17 protein-coding genes are annotated in these 17,376 nt (G+C 65.5%); 2 read left to right on the top strand and 15 right to left on the bottom strand.

Annotation, left to right across the window (positions count from 1 at the left end; genetic code table 11):
- Positions 1-140: 140 nt before the first annotated feature.
- From GHK24_RS09065 to GHK24_RS09020, 10 genes are all read right to left on the bottom strand, one after another.
- Complete coding sequence (locus GHK24_RS09065) at positions 141-953, bottom strand: metal ABC transporter permease (protein WP_153472346.1); 813 nt, start codon at positions 951-953, stop codon at positions 141-143.
- Positions 950-1,783 (bottom strand): ATP-binding cassette domain-containing protein, encoded by an 834-nt coding sequence (locus GHK24_RS09060; protein ID WP_340666153.1) that lies wholly within the window; start codon positions 1,781-1,783, stop codon positions 950-952. Before GHK24_RS09060 ends, GHK24_RS09065 begins: the two co-directional genes overlap by 4 nt.
- Entirely contained in the window at positions 1,780-2,697 is a 918-nt protein-coding gene (locus GHK24_RS09055; RefSeq protein WP_153472343.1) for a metal ABC transporter substrate-binding protein, read from the bottom strand. Before GHK24_RS09055 ends, GHK24_RS09060 begins: the two co-directional genes overlap by 4 nt.
- A 20-nt stretch (positions 2,698-2,717) precedes the next feature.
- A complete protein-coding gene (locus GHK24_RS09050) occupies positions 2,718-4,283 on the bottom strand; it encodes a hypothetical protein (protein WP_228384627.1) in 1,566 nt (521 codons plus the stop codon).
- 294 nt (positions 4,284-4,577) lie between these two features.
- Positions 4,578-5,018 (bottom strand): hypothetical protein, encoded by a 441-nt coding sequence (locus GHK24_RS09045; RefSeq protein ID WP_153472340.1) that lies wholly within the window; start codon positions 5,016-5,018, stop codon positions 4,578-4,580.
- A gap of 202 nt (positions 5,019-5,220) precedes the next feature.
- Positions 5,221-5,649 carry a hypothetical protein gene (locus tag GHK24_RS09040; protein WP_153472337.1) on the bottom strand — a complete coding sequence of 143 codons (429 nt, stop codon included), beginning with the start codon at positions 5,647-5,649 and terminating at the stop codon, positions 5,221-5,223.
- A 177-nt stretch (positions 5,650-5,826) separates the two neighbouring features.
- The gene (locus tag GHK24_RS09035; RefSeq protein WP_153472334.1) at positions 5,827-6,993 is read right to left on the bottom strand and encodes a porin; all 1,167 of its coding nucleotides are present in this window, start codon (positions 6,991-6,993) and stop codon (positions 5,827-5,829) included.
- A 179-nt stretch (positions 6,994-7,172) separates the two neighbouring features.
- Positions 7,173-8,060 carry a formyltetrahydrofolate deformylase gene (purU, locus tag GHK24_RS09030; RefSeq protein ID WP_153472331.1) on the bottom strand — a complete coding sequence of 296 codons (888 nt, stop codon included), beginning with the start codon at positions 8,058-8,060 and terminating at the stop codon, positions 7,173-7,175.
- Between the two features lie 11 nt (positions 8,061-8,071).
- Entirely contained in the window at positions 8,072-8,701 is a 630-nt protein-coding gene (thrH, locus tag GHK24_RS09025; protein WP_153472321.1) for a bifunctional phosphoserine phosphatase/homoserine phosphotransferase ThrH, read from the bottom strand.
- A 123-nt stretch (positions 8,702-8,824) separates the two neighbouring features.
- Entirely contained in the window at positions 8,825-10,792 is a 1,968-nt protein-coding gene (locus GHK24_RS09020) for an ATP-binding cassette domain-containing protein (protein WP_153472318.1), read from the bottom strand.
- Between the two features lie 195 nt (positions 10,793-10,987).
- Here GHK24_RS09020 and GHK24_RS09015 point away from each other — a divergent pair, with 195 nt between their 5' ends.
- Positions 10,988-11,686 carry a hypothetical protein gene (locus tag GHK24_RS09015; protein ID WP_153472313.1) on the top strand — a complete coding sequence of 233 codons (699 nt, stop codon included), beginning with the start codon at positions 10,988-10,990 and terminating at the stop codon, positions 11,684-11,686.
- A gap of 9 nt (positions 11,687-11,695) precedes the next feature.
- On the opposite strand, the gene GHK24_RS09010 is transcribed toward GHK24_RS09015, so the two are convergent.
- The 5 genes from GHK24_RS09010 to GHK24_RS08990 all read right to left on the bottom strand — a co-directional run bounded on the left by GHK24_RS09010 (position 11,696) and on the right by GHK24_RS08990 (position 16,846).
- A complete protein-coding gene (locus tag GHK24_RS09010; protein WP_153472310.1) occupies positions 11,696-12,253 on the bottom strand; it encodes a 1-acyl-sn-glycerol-3-phosphate acyltransferase in 558 nt (185 codons plus the stop codon).
- An 8-nt stretch (positions 12,254-12,261) separates the two neighbouring features.
- Positions 12,262-13,884 (bottom strand): ABC-F family ATPase, encoded by a 1,623-nt coding sequence (locus tag GHK24_RS09005; RefSeq protein WP_167680969.1) that lies wholly within the window; start codon positions 13,882-13,884, stop codon positions 12,262-12,264.
- Between the two features lie 177 nt (positions 13,885-14,061).
- On the bottom strand, positions 14,062-15,603 hold the full coding sequence (locus GHK24_RS09000; protein WP_153472307.1) for an ammonium transporter: 1,542 nt from the start codon (positions 15,601-15,603) through the stop codon (positions 14,062-14,064).
- Positions 15,604-15,613: 10 nt separating this feature from the next.
- Entirely contained in the window at positions 15,614-15,952 is a 339-nt protein-coding gene (gene glnK, locus GHK24_RS08995; protein WP_153472304.1) for a P-II family nitrogen regulator, read from the bottom strand.
- A 54-nt stretch (positions 15,953-16,006) separates the two neighbouring features.
- On the bottom strand, positions 16,007-16,846 hold the full coding sequence (locus GHK24_RS08990) for a TorF family putative porin (protein ID WP_153472300.1): 840 nt from the start codon (positions 16,844-16,846) through the stop codon (positions 16,007-16,009).
- A 269-nt stretch (positions 16,847-17,115) separates the two neighbouring features.
- On the opposite strand from GHK24_RS08990, the gene GHK24_RS08985 reads away from it, so the two are divergent.
- The gene (locus tag GHK24_RS08985) at positions 17,116-17,361 is read left to right on the top strand and encodes an accessory factor UbiK family protein (RefSeq protein ID WP_153472297.1); all 246 of its coding nucleotides are present in this window, start codon (positions 17,116-17,118) and stop codon (positions 17,359-17,361) included.
- Positions 17,362-17,376 lie beyond the last annotated feature (15 nt).

Below are 17,376 nucleotides of genomic sequence, written 5' to 3'. Positions count from 1 at the left end.
GTGGGGATATCGAAAACGGCGCCGGAAGAATCCGGCCCCACCCGCGCCGGCGCTCAAGGCGCCGGTCACGAGCGGCCGTTTTAGCACATCGATATCGCCCCGGCAATTTACCCGGCAACGGCCTCCGTCCTCGCCGCTCACTACCTTGCCGCGCGCATGGGCATAAGCAGCGCCAGAGCAGCGACGACGACGAGCAAGCCGCCGAGCAGCGGCCCGAATGGCTGATCGAGGGCCAGCGCGAGAACGAACGCGACGGTGTAGGCAGCGATGCCGCAGACCACCGCCACGATCAGCGCCCGCCGCCAGTGGCCGGCCCAGCGCCCGGCGACCAGCGGCGGCACGAAGATCAGCGCGAACGCCGCCATGACGCCAATGCTCATCGTCGCCAAGGCCAGCGTCGCGGCGACCAGCAGATCGAAGACAAGGCGCGCCCGCTCCGGGCGCTGCCCGCTGGCACGCAACATCTCCGGGAAGAAATGCGCCAGCAGCAGGCGCCGCGAGAGCAGCCGGAGGACGATCATCGCCGCCAGGGCGCACAGTGCTCCCTCGACCAGTTGGGCAGTATCGCTGAAGTAGAGTTGACCGTCGAACAAGGCGTGCGCCATGCGCTCCGCGAGCGGCAGATTCGCCGCCAGCAGCACCGACGCGGCCCAGGCCAGTACCAGTAGCAAGGCGAAGAAGACACCTTGCGCGCCCCGTACCGCGCCCTCGAAGAAATGCTTGGCCGTCGCTGCCAGCACGGCTACTCCGGCGCCGCCGAGCGCCAGTGGCACGCCAGCGAGCATCGCCAGGAGAGCGCCGGCCGCCGCCGTTTGCGCAAACGCCAGCGCCGCCAGCCATTCGTCGCGCAGCCGCAAATACGTCCCCAGTAGCGGCAAGGCAACGGCGAAGCACAGACCGGTCGCGAACGGCCCGCCAAAGAGCGCCGGGTCAAAGAACTCGGGCAGGCTCATGACACGTCTCCCGCGGTTCCGCGCGCCGGCGGTTCGCTGCGAACCACGGCAGGCGGCCGCGCAGTGCGAGCGAGTGCGTCATCGCTGACGGGCGAAGGCGTCTTCGGCGCCATCGCCTCCCTCTGCGCTTGCATCGCGCCGGCCTCCTCCGTTGCGCCTTCGGGCAGCGGCTCCAGCGTCAGCACGCGGTCGCACACCGCAGCGATGAAGCGCGCGTCGTGGCTGACGACGAGCAGACCGACCCCCTCGGCGGCGCGGCGGTGCAAGGCCAACTCCAGCGCGGCAACGCCGGCCGGGTCGAGGTTATTGGTCGGCTCGTCGAGCATGACGAGGTCGGCCGGCGCGTGCAGACACGCCCACAGATGCAGGAACTGCCGCTGCCCGCCCGAGAGCTGATCGAGCCGTTTTCTGAGGAGCGGCGCCAGCCACGGCGGCAAGCCGTCGGCGCTGGCGCCGCTCAACGCCAGCAGATCGGCGCCACTGAACGGCACGCCTGCGAACGCGGGCGACATCTGCGTCTGGTGCGCCAGACGCAGACCGGGGCGGCGCTCGACGCCCCCGGCGAAGACGTGGGCACTGCCGGCAATGGCTGCCAGCAGCGTCGACTTGCCCGCGCCATTCGGGCCGCCGATACCGACGATCTCGCCGCGCCAACGCGGGGTGTTCACTACCGGCGCGTCAGCGCCCTCACTCGCCACTGCATCCGCCTCGCTTACCGGAAGAGCCTCCACCGGCACGCCGGCCGCCAGCGTGAAGCTGATCGGCTGGCATACCGGGCGAGTCCAGCCGGCACTGAGCGCGGAGACGCTTAATAACGGCGCCGGAGTCACTCTTTCAGCCCCTGCAAAAGACGCCGGATGGTGTCCTCATAAAGCGAGAAGAGATCCTTCGCCTCTGCCGTGCCGCCGACCGTGAAGGGCAGGGCTATCGCCGGAATTTTTGCCTGCGCCGAAACCCAGCGCGACGGCGCGTCGTACTGGTAAGCGGGGCGAATGACCATCCGTGCCGGCGTGCTCGCCTGACGCGCGACGATGGCGGCAAGTTGCGCGCTCGTCGGCTCGACGCCGGGCTTCGGCTCAAGGCTGCCCACCTCCTTCATGCCAAGCCAGGCGATGAGATAGGGGAAAGCCTTGTGCTGAACGAGGATCGGCACGCCGGCGAGCGGCGCGGCGAGCTTCTCCCAGCGGGAGATGGCGGCGCGCAGGCGCTCGTTGAAGGATTTGCCCGCCGCCTGATACGCCGCCGCGTTGGCCGGGTCGATCTCGGCAAGACGCAACGTCAGCGCCTCGCCGATTTTCAGCAGATTGCGGGGGTCGGTCTGGATGTGCGGGTTGCCGGCGGCGTGCACGTCGCCCTGCGCGCGGTCGAGCACGGCCGGCACTTCGCGCAAGCTCACATAGCGCGCCGCCTCGAAATAGCCGGGCTGCCCCGGCTGCACACGCTCGTTGCCGGATTCGCGCAGCACCAGCGGCAGCCAACCGATCTCCAGCTCACCGCCGGTGGCAATCACCAGATCGGCGTTGCGCGCGCGGGCGATCAGCGAGGGCTTGGCTTCGACGCGATGGGGGTCTTGCAGGCCATTCGTCGCCGCGTAGACATCGACGTGCTCGCCGCCGATTTCGCGCGCCAGTGCGGCCCATTCCGGCACGCTGGCAAATACCTTGATCGCTGCCTCGGCGGGCACGGCCAGCACGGTGAGTAGTGTCAGCGCCGAGAGCGCGACGAGTTTTTTCAGAACGTTCATTGATGTGCTCCTGAAGGAAATCAGAACTTGTGCGCGCCATGCGCGCCCAGGCTCATGACGTATTGCAGCCAGATCTGGTGGTCGGTCGCGTCAGGCCGCGTCTTGTCTTCGGCCACTTGCAGGCGGATGCGGGAGAACTCGCTGGCGCTCCAGTCGACCATCAGCGTGTTGCGCGTCGGCGTGAAGCTCGCCAGCAAGGGCAAATTCGCCGCCGCCAGCGAGGAGCCGAGAACCGGCGAGCCAGAATCGAGCCGGTCATAGCGGTAGCCGACGCGCCAGCGCGGCATGAACTGCCAGACCGTCTGCGCGTAGAACCCCGACTGCGTATTGCGGTAGCCGCCGCTGGCGGCGGCGTTGCTCACGTTGCCGGTGTCGTAGGCGAGGGTGCCGTCTTCGCTACGGCGGAAATACTCGCCCTGCACCTTGAGGTTCTGTTGGCTGGCGTTGCCATTCGGCGCCCATTTCCAGAGAACGTCGGCGATCCAGGTCTTGCTGTCGCCACTGAAGCTATTGTGCAACGCGTCATTGCCGACGAGCGGATCGTCATAGCGGCGATCTTGCGGCTTCGACTGGAAGTAGGAGAGACCGGCACGCCAGTTGTTGTCGGTGCCGAGTTCGTCGCCGATGTGGGCGAAGAGCGCGCCGGACATCATGCCGTTCTTGCTGCGCGTGCTGTCGGTCGTCGGGAAGCTCTGCGCGCGCGCCGCTTCGGCGCCGATTTCGAGGAACATCGGCGTCGGCGCCAGCCAGCGCGCCTGCACACCGTCCATGCCGAGGGCGTTGCCAAAAAACGCCTGATACGGCAGCGGCGCGTCCGAGAAATCCCACTCGTGCGCGTGCTGCTCGTTCAGATAGCCGACACCCGAAAGGAAGCGGCCGAACTTGAGATTCGCGCCGCCGCCCATGCCGAGCGTCTGCACGCTCGCCTCCTCGACGCTGACGCTGTTGTCCTGCGCCAGCGACAGACGGAAATTGCCCCGGAAGAGGTGATCGACATTCGCCGACACCGCGAGCTCCGATTCGCCAAGATTGAAGCTGCGTGTCTCCGGCATCTTTTCGCCATTCGACGGCAGAAAACCTTGCAGCCGTCGATTGGCCGGATTCTGCGAGAGATTGCTGTAGTTGCCGCTGAGGATCAGCGAGATTTCCGGGTTGAACGCCGCCGCCGACTCGGGCCGCTGCGCCGCCTGCTGCGCCACCGCCGTCGCCTGCGCCGCGCCGCTTTCGGCGTCGCCCGCACGCTGCTCGGCGCGACTGGCGCTGCGCTCCGCCTCCTGCAGGCGCGACTCCAGCGCGCTGATGCGCTGCTCGTACGCTGACTTCATCTCGGCAATCTGCGCACGGATCGCCGCCAGATCGGCATCACCCGCGGCATGCGCCGGCAGAGCGGCGAAGGGTGAGAAGAGAAACGCACCGCTCACCGCCAAGGCCAGCGACGAGGACGAAAAGCGGCGGCCGATCAATCGCGGCGGCGTTGCGAATACAGCGGCGTAGGCGCCAGCAAGCCCGCCGCGCGGTGCATCAACACGGTGACTGGCACGGCGACTGACTCGCAGCGAGGACGTAGAAGAAAAAGGGCTCTGCATGAATGCTCCTTTGCCCGGCTGGCGCGCCCATAGCGCGTGCGCCGGGTCTGCAAATTCGGGATGCCAAGGGCTGTCTCGTTTCTGTTGGCGAGCGACGGGCGATGTGAACGACTCGCGCCGGGTGGGCACGTAGGCTCGCGTATCGTCTACAAGGCAGAGCGCACTCACAAGCGCCGACGGCGAGCGCGCACGGAGACGTGATCGCCACGCCAATCGCGCAAGCGCTGTGTTGCTACCGCACAACAGGGAGAACAGGAACTATCCGGCGGGGAGTGCCTCACCGGTCACGCCGCGCTAGCGAGGGGGACCGCGCGCGCACGCCGCCGCAGGCGGCGCGGAGAATTCGGCGACGGCAAACGCCGGCCGGGGTAAGGGCGCGGGCAGGGCGCCCGGCAGGAACACCGGCGTCGAGGCCAGCGGTGTATCGAGCGCATGCCCCAGCAGACATTCCGGGCAATACTGCGCCTCCGCCGGCGCTGCCTTGCCCTGCCAGTGGGCGAACTCGTGGCTGAGCGCATGACACTGCGCGCTAACGAGCGTCAGCGCCAGCAGCAAGGTCAGCAGCGCACGCGGCGCAATGGCAGCCCAGCCGCTCGCTAGCGACGCGCCGGCGAAAGGCCCGCCGTGCACCTGCCCGCGTCCCCCATGCGACGCCGCAGACGCGACCTGCCGGTCAACGCCCCGACGCGCCGCCGGCAGGCGGAAGCGCGCAAGGAAACGGGACAGGAGACGCATGGGCAGATCGCTCGAAAGGATCAGTGGTGTTTGAAAGAGGAAGGAGTCGGCCTTGGCACTCGGCGACAAGGGCGAGGGACGCCGGCACTCCGGCGGCCGCATGCAAAACTCAGGCGGCGGCATGTCGGCAAGGCGACGGCGAGGGACGGCACTTTAGCGCTCAACGACTCGCGGATCATAGCCAGTCGCCGTGACGCCGACGTTACGGGCCCGCACCATCGGGGACTTCGATGTGGTGACCCACCAGCCAGTCGCGGTCGAGCTTCCAACGCACGGCGGTGATGCCGGGCTGCGCAGCAACGATCTCCTGCGCCTCGCCCTGAATGCGCGCCAGCGTCTGCTGCGCGGTGACGAAGGCCGGATCGTTGGCGTTCTTGGTGTTGATATCGGGGTAGAGCACGGCAATCAGCCGTGCGGCGGGCACGTCAAAACTGCGCGGCGTCGACAAAAACGCCACATTGCCCTCAACCTTCAGCACGCGGAAGGAATACGGATACGCCTTCAACTCGGCGCTCCCCTGCTCGGCGATGACCCGCGTCAGATCCCGCGAGCGCGAATCCGGCGCGCGGATGAACCAATCCAGCGCCACCAAGGCAAGGAGGATAGCCAAACCCCAGGCGAGCTTCTTCATGCGGACACTCCGGCGAATCGACGAAACAGAGGAGCCGAAGCATACCCCGCCCACCGCCGCGACACCAAACCGGCTGTCGGTTGACCACACGCACGGCGCACATTGAACACCGGCGCGTCAACGAAAAAACGGGCGCCGAAGCGCCCGTTTTAATTCCGATATCGTGGTTAGACGATATTAGAAGGAGTGACGCACGCCGAACTGGAAGCCGGAAACCGTGCCGCCAGCCGCTGCACCGCCGGTGGCGTTGACACCGAAGTCGTAGGCGCTGCCGGAGTCGCTCTTCAGGTTGGCGTAGGTCGCCTTCAGCAGGGTACGCTTGGACAGGCTGTGCTCGTAACCAACGGCCCACAGACGGGCGCCGTTCGGACCAGCGAGGTTTTCAACGTCGTTAGCCTTGTAGAACTGACCAACGATCTTGCCAGCCGCCGTCACGTTGAACGTGCCGCCCAGACCCCAGACGTTTTGCTTGAGGTCGCTGATGCCATCGGCCGTCAGCTTGGTTTGTTCGTACAGGGCACGAACCGAAGCCACGCCGAAGTCATAGATACCGGCGACGCGGAAATCGCTGACCTTGGTGTTCAGGCCAGGCAGACCAACCACCGGGTTGTTGAGCGAACCGTTGTTGAATTGAACGGCGTTGTAGGTGATACCACCGAAGATCGGGCCATTCGTGTAGGTCAGGCCGAGGTCATAGCCAGACGTGTTGATGCCGAACTGACCTTCGGACTTGTTCTCGTTGGCGACGTAAGCCGCCGTACCTTGGAAGCCGGCAAGCGTCGGCGACACGTAGGCAATGGCGTTCTTCCAGCGCGTATCGAAGACCGACGACTGGGTCGACGAACGAGCAACGGTCGTGGCGCTGTACGCACCGTTGGCATCAGTCGTGCCAACCAGCGTATTGCCGAGCTTGCCGATCACGCCGGTATTGGCGCCGATGCCGGTCGCGCCAGCGAAGACGTCGACAGCCGAACCGAGAGCGCGGGTCGGGCCGGTCAGCGTGCCGAGAACAACCTTACCGTAGCTGTCGCTGGCCAGGCCAACGAACGTGTCACGGCTGAAGCCGAATTGGCCGGAAGCGCCGGCGTCGTTGTTCAGACCACCTTCGAGTTGGAAAACAGCCTTCAGGCCGTTGCCCAGAGCTTCTTCGCCCTTGAAGCCGATGTAGGAGGAGTTGGCGGAGACGCGGTTCAGACGGTCGAAGTGCGTCGCAGCGGTTTGCTTGGAGGCGTTAACGTTGTCGAACGTTGCGTCAGCAACGCCGTAGATCGTGACGTTCGACTGCGCGAAGGCGCCGCCGGAAACGAGGCCAGCAACGGCCAGTGCGATGAGTTTCTTCTGCATTGTGAATCTCCTCTAGGTTTGAGATCGAAGACAGGAATGAGCTTCCTGCCGCCGGGTCTTACCTCTCTATACGAGAAGTTGGGGCGATTCTGGCAAACGGGGGCAGGGCGCGGCAACCTCGAAACAGCTTTAAGTGTCGTAACACGGTTCGCGTGTTGTTTTTTTGCAACTCGCCTCGCTCAGCGGAAGACGATGGTTTTGTTGCCGTGAACCAGCACGCGGTCTTCGAGGTGGTAGCGCAAGCCACGGGCGAGAACGGCTTTTTCGATGTCCTTGCCGTAGCGCACCATGTCGTCGGCGGAGTCTGAGTGGTCGATGCGGATGACGTCCTGCTCGATGATCGGCCCCTGATCGAGATCGGCGGTAACGTAGTGGCAGGTGGCGCCGATCAGTTTGACGCCGCGCTGGTAGGCCTGATGGTAGGGCCGCGCGCCGACGAAGCTGGGCAGGAAGGAGTGGTGAATATTGAGGACGCGCCCCGGATACGCCGCGCATAACTCGGGCGGCAGGATCTGCATGTAGCGGGCCAGCACCATGGTGTCGCCGCGCACTTCGTCAAAGATGCGACGGATCTCGGCGAAGGCGGCTGCCTTGTTCGACGCGTCGACGGGCACGTGGTGAAAGGGGATGCCGTGCCACTCGACGAACCCCCGGAAGGTGTCGTGGTTCGAGATGATGCAGGGAATCTCGATGTCGAGTTCCTTCGACTGCCAGCGCGCCAGCAGATCGTAGAGGCAGTGCTCCTGCTTGCTGACGAGCAGGACGACACGCTTTTTCACCGCTGAATCGGTGATCTTCCACGTCATCTCCAGCTCTTCGGCGACCGGCCGGAAGCGCTCGCGGAATTCGGCGAGGTGGAAGGGCAGCGAGTCGGCGCGGATCTCGATGCGCATGTAGTAACGCCCCGCTTCGTCGCGCGTCGCTACGGGCTCGACGGCGGCATCGGCGTGGTAGCTGGATTCGAGAATCCAGCCGCGGTGCTCGGCGATGAAACCGGCGACGCGGGCGATGATGCCGGAGCGGTCGGGGCAGGAAGCGGTCAGCGTGAAGAAACGGTGCGGATGCATGAGCGGGACTTTCAGCGGGTGGGGTTAAGGTCGGCGGCGCGGACGAAGGCGGCGTCGATTTCGGCGCGCAAGGCAGCGTAGTCGCGCACGACCGGGTATTGCGGGAATTCGCGGATGACGTTTTCCGGCGGGTGGAAGAGGATGCCACCGTGCGCTTCGCCGAGCATGGCGGTGTCGTTGTACGAGTCGCCGGCAGCGACGACGGTGAAATTGAGTTCCTTGAAGCGTTTGACCGCCTCGCGCTTCTGGTCGGGCATGCGCAGGTGGTAGTTGACCAGAATGCCGTTGGCGTCGGCCTCCAGGCGGTGACAGAAAAGCGTCGGCCAGCCAAGCTGGCGCATCAGCGGGTGCGCGAACTCGTAGAAGGTGTCGGAGAGGATCACCAGCTGGTAGTCCTCGCGCAGCGCATCGAGGAATTCGCGCGCGCCGGGCATCGGCCCCATCTCGGCGATGACCTTCTGGATGTCGGGCAGGCCGAGGCCGTGCTGGGCGAGGATGCCGAGACGGTACTGCATCAGCGTGTCGTAGTTCGGCTCGTCACGGGTGGTGCGACGCAGTTCGGCGATACCGGTGCGTTCGGCAAATTCGATCCAGATCTCGGGGACGAGAACACCTTCGAGGTCGAGGCAGACGATTTTCATTATGGCTCCCTGATGTTGTGCCGGGCGCGCCGCCGGGCAGGGCGAATTCTAGCAAAACGGGGCGGCCGGGCCGGCGGCGCGCACGGAGAGCCGGCTTTAGCCGTCGTTTGGCTGGCGTGTCGTTCAGTCGGCGAGTGATTCCAGTTCGCCTGAACACTCGAGCCAACGCTCTTCGGCGGCCTCGATAAGGGCGCTCAATTCGGCATGGCGGCGCTGGCGCGCGGCAAGCTCCGGGCTGCCACCCGCCGCCCAGGTGGCCGGGTCGGCCAGTTCGCTGGCAAGTATTGCCGCTTCGCTTTGCCAGCCGGCGATGGAACGTTCGAGCTTGTCGATCTCTTTTTGCAACGGGCGCCGCCGGGCGAGCAGGGCGGCACGCTCGGCGGCAGCGGCTTCGCGGCTTTGCCGACGTTCGGCCTTGCCGGCGGCGAGGGCGGCTGTCGGCGCGGCAGCCGCCTGACGCTGCCGGGCGAGCCAGTCGGCATAGTCGTCGAGATCGCCGTCGAAATCGCTGACGGCGCCCTCGGCGACGAGCATCAGCCGATCGGCGGTGCTGCGCAGCAGGTGGCGGTCGTGCGAAACAAGCACGACGCCGCCTTCGTACTCCTGTAGGGCAAGGTTAAGCGCCTCGCGCATTTCGAGGTCGAGGTGGTTGGTCGGCTCGTCGAGCAACAGGAGGTTGGGGCGGCGCCAGATGAGCAGGGCCAGCGCCAGCCGGGATTTCTCGCCCCCCGAGAAACGGGCGCACGGCTCGGTGGCCATGTCGCCGCGAAAGTCGAAGCCACCCAGATAGTCGCGCAGCTCCTGTTCGCGGGTCGTACCGCCGAGGTCGGCGTCGACACGAACCAGCTGCGCCAGCGGCGATTCGTCGGCGCGCAGGGCTTCCAGCTGGTGCTGCGCGAAGTAGCCGATGCGCAGGCCCTTGCCCTCGCGGCGACCGCCTGCCTCGGCGAAAGGCGATGACGTGCCGGCGGCGGAATCCACCGGTGGCAAGGGCGCAAGCTCGCCAGCCAGGAGGCGGATCAACGTCGACTTGCCGGCGCCGTTGCGGCCAAGCAGGGCAACGCGCTCGCCGGGGCGCAACGTCAGATCGATGCCCCGCAGGATGCGCGAATCGTTGTAACCGGCGTCGACGGCGCGCACGGTGAGCAGCGGATCGGGAGCCACCGTCGAATCGCGAAAACGGAACGTGAAGGGCGTATCGACGTGTGCGGCGGCGACTTCCTCCATGCGGGCGAGGGCCTTGAGCCGGCTTTGCGCCTGCCGCGCTTTGGTCGCCTTGGCGCGAAAGCGTTCGACAAAGGCGTGCAGGTGCGCGATCTCGCGCTGCTGCTTTTCGTAACTCGACTGCTGCAAGGCGAGACGCGCCGCACGTTGCCGCTCGAAGTCCGAGTAGCTGCCGCTGTAGAGCGTCAGCGCCTGCTGTTCGATGTGCAGGATGTGGTCGACCGTGGCATCGAGAAAATCGCGGTCGTGCGAGATCATCAGCAAGGTGCCGGGATAGGCGCGCAGCCAGCCTTCGAGCCAGAGCACGGCATCAAGATCGAGGTGATTGGTCGGCTCGTCGAGCAACAGCAGGTCGGCGCGCCGCATGAGCGCCCGCGCCAGATTGAGCCGCACACGCCAACCACCGGAGAACTCGGCCACCGGGCGCGCGAGATCGGCGCTGGCAAAGCCCAGCCCGGCGAGCAGCTCGGCCGCACGGGCACGCGCGGCGTAGCCGTCGATGTCGGCGAGGCGCGCGTGCAGGGCGCCGATGCGTTCGCCACTCTCCGCGCCGGCGCTCGCCGTCAGCGTGGCCAGCTCGCGTTCGATTTCGCGCAGTTCAGCATCGCCATCGAGGACGAAGTCGAGCGCCGCATCGGGCAGGGCCGGCGTTTCCTGCGCCACATGGGCAACGCGCCACGCGGCGGGCCAGTCGATGTCGCCCGACTCCGCGTGCAGACCGCCGGTGAGCAGGGCGAGAAACGACGATTTGCCACTACCGTTGGCGCCGGTCAGGCCGATTTTCCAGCCCGGCCCGAGCTGTAGCGAGGCGTCGGCGACCAAAGGCTCGCCGGCACGGGCGAAGGTGAGTTTGCGAAGTACGATCATGATTGAGCGATCACGGAGAAATGGGGCAGACGCTGTGGCGCCGGAACAGCCGGGCAGCAAGGACGGCGGCACGCTGGCAAAACAGCAGGGAAATCACCGCGGCCACGCTGGCGTCGTCTGGTGAAAGTGGCTATTTTACGGCCTCGCCGATCGGACACCGCCGCTCGTGGCGCGGCAACGAAAGAGAGAACATTCATGAGACACACGGAAAACGCGCCGCTCCGCCGCCCCGCTTGGCGCCTCGGCCTCGTTGGCCTACTCGGCGCGGCCTGCTGGGTCGGTCTGGGTGCCAACGCGCTGCCGGGTGCGCATTCGCCCGACACGGGCAGCGCCACACGAGGAACGAACCTCACCAACGTCTTTTCCGTGCCGACTGCCGCCGCCGCCGAACTGGTCGTCGGACCGATCACGCCGCCGCAATCGATGGAAGACGCCCAGGCAATGCACCAGCGCGCCGAAGCGCTGCGTAGCGAAAACGAGCGCCGTTACGCGGCGGAGAAGGACGCGTGCTACAGCAGGTTCCTGATGAACGCCTGCCTTGAAGATGCCAAAAAGGCGTTCACGGCGGCGTCCATCGCCATCCGCCCGCTCGACCAGATGGCGCGCGACTTCGAACGGGAACATCGCCGCGCCGAAATTCAGGCCAAGGACGCACAGCGCGCGCAGGACGCCGAACGGCGTGCCGTCGATGAACGCGAACAGGCAGCGCGTTACCGCGCCGAAGAAGCGCGACGGGCCGCCGAGCGCGAACAGCATCTGGCCGAAAAAGCCGCGCAAGCCGAAGAAGGCCGCCGCAAGACACTCGCCGAAGAAGCCGACCGGCGCGAGCGCGACGCCGAACGCGCCAGGCACCGCGCCGAGCGCGAGGCCAAAAAGGCCGAGGGCGCGCCGTAAGCGCGCCGCTTAAGACTTGAAGCGAATCGGCCCGGCTTTTTCCGGGTAGAGCGCGCGCTTGCCGGCGTAGTAATCGCGGATGAGCGCGAGATCGCTCTCTTGGTCACCGGTGAGCGTGATCCAGCGCTCGATGCCGACCTGACGCCGGCCAAAGTCGATGAAGCCGAGGCCCAGCGGCACCTGTGCCGCCAGCGCCAGACGGTAGAAGCCGGACTTCCAGTGATCGCTGTAGCTGCGCGTGCCTTCCGGCGTGATCACCATGTGGAACTCGGGCTTGCTGGCGAAGGCGGCCAGCAGCTGGGCGGTCATTCCCGTGTGTTCGCGCCGGTTGATCGGCACGCCGCCGACGCGCAGGAAGAAGCGCCGCAAGGGCCAGCGAAAGAGCGTGTCCTTGCCCGCCCAGTGCATGAAGACGCCGGAGCGGATGCGAAACAGCAGCCCTACCGGGAAATCCCAGTTGGAAGTGTGCGGGTAGACGATGACGACCGATTTCGGCCCTGGCGGCGGCGTGAATACGGCACGCCAACCGAGCAGGCGCAGGGCCAGCGCGCAAAGACGAGCAAGCATGAAACCTCTTAGTCGATGCCGCGGCTGGACAGGTAGTCTTCGTAGCTGCCGGGGTAGTTCACGTGCTTGCCGTCCATGCGCACTTCGAGGATGCGCGTCGCCAGCGAGGAGACGAACTCGCGGTCGTGCGAGACGAACACCAGCGTGCCCTTGAACTTGTCGAGCGCGGTGTTGAGCGACTCGATCGATTCCATGTCGAGGTGGTTGGTCGGTTCGTCGAGGACCAGCACGTTGTTCTTGGTCAGCATCAGCCTGCCGAAGATCATCCGCCCCTGCTCGCCACCGGAGATGACGTTGACCGGCTTCTTCACGTCGTCGCCGGAGAAGAGCAGACGGCCGAGCGTGCCACGGATCAGCGTTTCGAGGTCTTCGCCTTCGGCAGCGTTGGCACGTGCATGGCCGGCAACCCAGTCGGTCAGGCTCTGCTCGCTCTTGAAGTCGTCGGCGTGGTCCTGCGCGTAGTAGCCGCACTTGGCCTTCTCGGTCCACTTGATGCTGCCGAACTGCGGCTGCAGCTGACCCATCAGCAACTTGAGGAAGGTGGTCTTGCCGACGCCGTTCTCGCCGATGACGGCGACGCGGTCGCCGGCATTGAGCGTGAAGTTGAAGCTGTTGAACAGCTGGCGCTCGCTGCCCGGGTAGGCAAAGGTGAGGTTCTCGACTTCGGCGGCCTGACGGTGCAGCTTGTCCTTCTCGTCGTAGTCGAAGCGGATCCACGGGTACTGGCGCGACGAGGGCTTGACGTCCTCGGGCTTCAACTTGTCGATCAGCTTCAGGCGCGAGGTGGCCTGCTTGGCCTTGGACTTGTTGGCCGAGAAGCGGCGCACGAAGTCCTGCAGGTCGGCGATGCGCTCCTTGGCCTTGGCGTTGGCGTTCTGCTGCCGTTCGCGCGCCTGCGTCGACGCTTCCATGAAGTCGTCGTAGTTGCCCGGATAGACGCTGATCTTGCCGTAGTCGAGGTCGGCCATGTGCGTGCACACCTGATTCAGGAAGTGACGGTCGTGGCTGATGATGATCATCGTGCTGTTGCGCTCGTTGAGGATGTCTTCGAGCCAGCGGATGGTATCGATGTCGAGGTTGTTGGTCGGTTCGTCGAGCAGCAGGATGTCGGGATTGGCAAAGAGTGCCTGCGCCAGCAGCACGCGCAGCTTCCAGCCGGGCGCCACTTCGCTCATCGGGCCGAAGTGCTGGGCGGCGGGAATGCCGATACCGAGCAGCAGTTCGCCGGCGCGCGCCTCGGCAGTGTAGCCGTCGTACTCGGCGAACTTCGCTTCGAGTTCGGCGGCGTGCATGTAGTCGTCTTCGCTCGCCTCGGGGTTGGCGTAGATGGCGTCCTTTTCGGTCATGCACGCCCACATTTCCTCGTGCCCCATGAGGACGACGTCGATGACGCGCTGATCTTCGTAGGCGAACTGGTCCTGCCGCAGGTAGGCCATGCGCTCGTGCGCATCTTTGCTGACGTTGCCCGCGCTCTGCTCAAGCACACCGGCGAGGATCTTCATGAACGTCGACTTGCCGGCACCGTTGGCGCCGATCAAACCGTAACGGTAGCCCTCGCCAAACTTGATCGAGACATTCTCGAACAGGGGCTTGGCCCCGAACTGCATGGTGATGTTGTTGGCGACGAGCACGGTTAAACCCCGGAAAGGACAGCGTTTATGAAGGGCCGGTATTGTACACGAGGCAACCGGCAACGGGGCGGCGAGCGGTCAGCGCGCGCGAGGCGCTCCCCTTCCACCTCGCCAGGCACAAAAAAAACGGGCGCCCGCAGGCGCCCGAAGAGGATGACACTAGAGGAGGACAGAAACTCAGTGGTGGTAGGCCGTTTCACCGTGCGAGGTGATGTCGAGACCTTCGCGTTCCTGATCTTCCGGCACGCGCAGACCGATCAGCAGATCGACGATCTTGTAGGCCACCAGGGCGACGATGCCAGACCAGAGGATCGACGTTCCGACACCCCAGCATTGGCTCACCAGTTGCGCGCCCATGTCGTACGGGGCAACGGCGTTGGCGACGTAGTCATAGACCCCCGTGCCGCCGAGCGCCGGGTCGGCAAAGACGCCGGTGAGGATGGCACCGAGGATGCCGCCGATGCCATGGACGCCGAAGACGTCGAGCGAGTCGTCCGCGCCGATCAGGCGCTTCAGGCCATTGACACCCCAGAGGCAGACAACGCCCGCCGCCAGACCGATGACGAGGCCGCCACCGACACCGACGAAGCCCGCCGCCGGCGTGATCGCCACCAGACCAGCCACCGCACCGGAAGCTGCACCGAGCATCGACGGCTTGCCCTTGAGCATCCACTCGGCAAACATCCACGACAGGGTTGCACCCGCCGTAGCGACCCAGGTGTTGGTCAGCGCGAGCGCAGCGCCACCGGAAGCTTCGAGCGCCGAACCGGCGTTGAAGCCAAACCAGCCGAACCACAGCAGCGAGGCGCCGATCATGGTGAAGGTAAGGCTGTGCGGCGCCATCGATTCGCGACCGTAGCCGATGCGCTTGCCGATCAGGAAGGCACCGACGAGACCTGCGACCGCCGCGTTGATGTGCACCACCGTACCGCCAGCGAAGTCGAGCACGCCCTTCTGGAAGAGGAAGCCGGCCGTCGCACCAGCGGCGTCACCGGCGGCAGCGTTGATGTAGGCATCCGGGCCCGCCCAATACCAGACCATGTGCGCCATCGGCAGGTAGGAGAAGGAGAACCAGATCACCATGAACGCCAGCACGGCAGCGAACTTGGCGCGTTCGGCGAAGGAGCCGACGATCAGCGCGCAGGTAATCGCCGCAAAAGCGCCCTGGAAGACGACGTAGGCCAGCTCGGAGATGCCGACGCCCTTGCTGAAGGTCGCCGCGATCGAATCAACGGTGATGCCTTTCAGCAGGATCTTGTCGAGCGATCCGAAGAACGCCGAGCCTTCGGTGAAGGCCACCGAGTAGCCGTAGATCGCCCAGAGGACGGTGACCAGCGCGAAGGTGACGAAGGATTGCATCAGCACCGACAGCATGTTCTTCGAGCGGACCAGACCGCCGTAGAACAGCGCGACACCGGGAATCGTCATCAGAATCACCAGCACGGCGCAGAGCATCACCCAGGCGTTGTCGCCCTTATTGACGGTCGGCGGGGGCGGCGCATCCGCCGCGGGAGCTGCTTCAGCCGCCGCCGGCGCAGCGTCGGCAGAAGCGGGGGCGGCGGGCGCGGCCGGGGCAGCCGCAGCGGGGGCCGGCGTAGCCGCGGTCGTCGTGGCGGCTGCGGCGGCCGGCGCCGGCGTATCGTCGGCCCAGGCGGGTGCGCCCAGACCGCTGAGGCCCAAGGCGCCCAACAGGGCTACCAGTGCAATGAGGCGTCTCATGGTTCGCTCCTTACAGCGCGTCCTCACCGGTTTCGCCGGTGCGGATGCGGATGACTTGTTCGACATCGAAGACGAAGATCTTGCCGTCACCGATTTTGCCGGTGCTGGCAGACTTCTCGACTGCTTCGACGACCTGTTCAACGATGCTGTCCTTGACGGCGGCTTCGATTTTCACTTTTGGCAAAAAGTCGACGACGTACTCAGCGCCGCGGTACAGCTCGGTGTGACCCTTCTGCCGGCCGAAGCCCTTGACCTCGGTGACAGTGATGCCCTGTACGCCGATGGCGGACAGCGCCTCACGCACTTCGTCAAGCTTGAAGGGCTTGATAATGGCGGTGACCAGTTTCATGTTGGGCTCCTGGAAGGGGAGGCCGCAGCCTCCCCGGTTGATACGTGAAACGCCTTAGAAGGTGCGGCTGACCGACAGGATGGCGATACCGCGGCCAGCGTCCTTGCTCTTGGAACCGCTGGTCGTCGTATTGCCGGCGTCCGACAGCGAGTTGGAGAAGCGGTACGGCTGACCGACGTCGCCCTTGGCGTTGGTACCGACGTACGACGCACCGACAACCCACCCGCTGATGTCCTTGGTCACACCGAGCTTCCAGTCGGTGTAGTCGCCGTTGGTTACGTCTTTGTAGTCAAAACGGCCAACGTGCCCATTGACGCCCCAGCCGTCGCCGAGATCGTAGTTAGCGGACAGATCGAGGTAGTTGCTGCCTCGCGTACGGGCGCCGTTGTCGCCACGCGCGCCGAAGTAGTCATCGACCGCGTACGAGTACTTGAGGGAGAGGAACTTCCACGAACCGCCGATATAGACTTCCTTGTTGTCGGCGACGCCGTTGTTACGGCCGCCCGTGGCGCCGCGGATCTCGCTGCCCGGGTAGTAGTAGTAGATCGCGCCAACGTCGATACCGAAATCACCGAAGGCTTGCTTGTAGCCGCCGTAGAAGTCCATCTCGAGGTTGCCGTCGGGGTAGCCGGCGCCGGAGCTGACGTTCGAGTTCCAGTTACCGACGTAGAAGCCGCTCGAATGCGCGTAGTCAAAGCCACCTTGCAGGGCCGGCTTGCCAAAGGTCTGGTCGATGCCACGGAAGCGGTAGCTGGTGACGGCGCTGATGTTCGCGGTCAGGGCCGGAGCAGCAGCGGCATCGGCGGCAGCTTCTTCGGCGTGGGCCGATTGCACCATCGCAGCGGGCGCGATAAAGGCGGCACACAGTGCGCCGAAGAGAACGGTTTTTTTCATCTGACACTCCTCAAACAGAACGGGATTGAAGGAAATAACAAAGCTCTGCGCAGAGGGTTTAGCACGAGCCGTGCCAGAAAAAAATTCCGCGCAGCATCAATGAGTTTGCCGCACTTTATGAAAAACTCATAACGATTCCGCACCCCGATAGCGCAAGCCGTGGGCATACCGCACCACGCCGGTGCGGCAGTGCGTGCGGGACGAGGACGGCGACGGCCCCTGTGCTAAAATTCGCGCCTTCCCGAAGCAAGGCAAACGAGGCCAACGTCATGATTGATCCGAAAAAATTCGAAGACTTCGGCGCGCGCCTGAGCGCCGCGCTCGCCGCCAGCCCGGCGGCCGATATCGAAAAGAACGCGCGCGCCATGCTCGGCGGCTTTTTCGCCCGCCTCGACCTCGTTACCCGCGAAGAATTCGACATCCAGGCGCAAGTACTGGCGCGTACGCGCGAGAAGCTGAAGGCGCTCGAAGCGCGTATCGACGCGCTGGAAAAGCCGCCTGCCGGCCAGCCCTGACCGTCACCCGGCACG

Source organism: Rhodocyclus gracilis (genome assembly GCF_009617575.1).
GTDB lineage: Bacteria > Pseudomonadota > Gammaproteobacteria > Burkholderiales > Rhodocyclaceae > Rhodocyclus > Rhodocyclus gracilis.
Note: the sequence above shows the minus strand (reverse complement) of the source record. Positions and strands in the feature narration are given on the sequence as shown.

Bases quoted from the DNA above. Each gene is read 5' to 3' on its own strand.
- purU (WP_153472331.1), bottom strand. From the start codon at position 8,060: ATGCATCCGCACCGTTTCTTCACGCTGACCGCTTCCTGCCCCGACCGC.
- GHK24_RS08990 (WP_153472300.1), bottom strand. From the start codon at position 16,846: ATGAAAAAAACCGTTCTCTTCGGCGCACTGTGTGCCGCCTTTATCGCG.
- GHK24_RS09040 (WP_153472337.1), bottom strand. From the start codon at position 5,649: ATGAAGAAGCTCGCCTGGGGTTTGGCTATCCTCCTTGCCTTGGTGGCG.
- GHK24_RS09000 (WP_153472307.1), bottom strand. From the start codon at position 15,603: ATGAGACGCCTCATTGCACTGGTAGCCCTGTTGGGCGCCTTGGGCCTC.
- GHK24_RS09020 (WP_153472318.1), bottom strand. From the start codon at position 10,792: ATGATCGTACTTCGCAAACTCACCTTCGCCCGTGCCGGCGAGCCTTTG.
- GHK24_RS09015 (WP_153472313.1), top strand. From the start codon at position 10,988: ATGAGACACACGGAAAACGCGCCGCTCCGCCGCCCCGCTTGGCGCCTC.
- GHK24_RS09055 (WP_153472343.1), bottom strand. From the start codon at position 2,697: ATGAACGTTCTGAAAAAACTCGTCGCGCTCTCGGCGCTGACACTACTC.
- GHK24_RS08985 (WP_153472297.1), top strand. From the start codon at position 17,116: ATGATTGATCCGAAAAAATTCGAAGACTTCGGCGCGCGCCTGAGCGCC.
- GHK24_RS09045 (WP_153472340.1), bottom strand. From the start codon at position 5,018: ATGCGTCTCCTGTCCCGTTTCCTTGCGCGCTTCCGCCTGCCGGCGGCG.
- glnK (WP_153472304.1), bottom strand. From the start codon at position 15,952: ATGAAACTGGTCACCGCCATTATCAAGCCCTTCAAGCTTGACGAAGTG.
- GHK24_RS09010 (WP_153472310.1), bottom strand. From the start codon at position 12,253: ATGCTTGCTCGTCTTTGCGCGCTGGCCCTGCGCCTGCTCGGTTGGCGT.
- GHK24_RS09065 (WP_153472346.1), bottom strand. From the start codon at position 953: ATGAGCCTGCCCGAGTTCTTTGACCCGGCGCTCTTTGGCGGGCCGTTC.
- thrH (WP_153472321.1), bottom strand. From the start codon at position 8,701: ATGAAAATCGTCTGCCTCGACCTCGAAGGTGTTCTCGTCCCCGAGATC.
- GHK24_RS09035 (WP_153472334.1), bottom strand. From the start codon at position 6,993: ATGCAGAAGAAACTCATCGCACTGGCCGTTGCTGGCCTCGTTTCCGGC.
- GHK24_RS09050 (WP_228384627.1), bottom strand. From the start codon at position 4,283: ATGCAGAGCCCTTTTTCTTCTACGTCCTCGCTGCGAGTCAGTCGCCGT.